This is a genomic window from Bacillus sp. LR--39 (genome assembly GCF_053613335.1).
Map to the genome: position 1 here is coordinate 1 of NZ_JBSIOT010000804.1, position 736 is coordinate 736.

Here is a 736-nt window from a genome sequence, read left to right on the forward strand (position 1 = left end):
TCCAATTCGCATGGGCCGCAATGAGATAAAACAGCAAGAACGCGGGAAGCACCATGAATGCCTGAAACATCTTCATATTGAATCCGAGGCCGATGAGACCGAATGCAGCGAGAAGCCAGATCAGCCTGCCTTGTTTGACCGCCTTCATCAGGCACCATGTACCAAGTAGGAGCGTGAAGACGAGCATGCTGTCGATATTATTCGTTCGGCTTACGGCGACCGCGATCGGCGTCAGCGCCATCACCAGCGCTGAAATGCGGGCGGCGCCTTTTCCGAATTTCGGCTTTATCAGTGCGTAAAGCAGATAGATGGAACCCGCCCCTGCAAGCGCCTGCGGCAAAATCACACTCCACGTATGCACGCCGAAGATTTTCGCAAATATAGTCTGAATCCATAAAACGACAGGCGGTTTATCTACTGATACGAATCCGGAAGAGTCGAATGACGCGAAGAAGAAATTGTGGAAGCTTTGCGTCATGCTTTTGACTGCTGCCAAGTAATACTGGTTGGCGGCATCGTCCAGCCAAATGTTATATGTATTCAGAATAAGAGCTGCCAACAAAATTAGAACCAGAATGACATCAAGTTGTTTGTTTTTTATTTTCATCATCACTTTCACCTCTTTATGTTCCCTATTCTAGAAGAAAAATATGAACAAGCTATGAATAAAAAGAGAACAATCTATTTTTGTTTGAATGGAAAAAAATAAATATTTTTTGGAAAAAGGTGTGTACAT

At 44.6% G+C, this 736-nt stretch carries 1 protein-coding gene; it reads right to left on the reverse strand.

What is annotated here, in order from left to right:
* On the reverse strand, nucleotides 1-610 hold a 610-nt coding region (locus tag ACWHAR_RS26650), incomplete at its 3' end, for a glycosyltransferase family 39 protein (protein ID WP_452088373.1).
* Nucleotides 611-736: the final 126 nt, after the last annotated feature.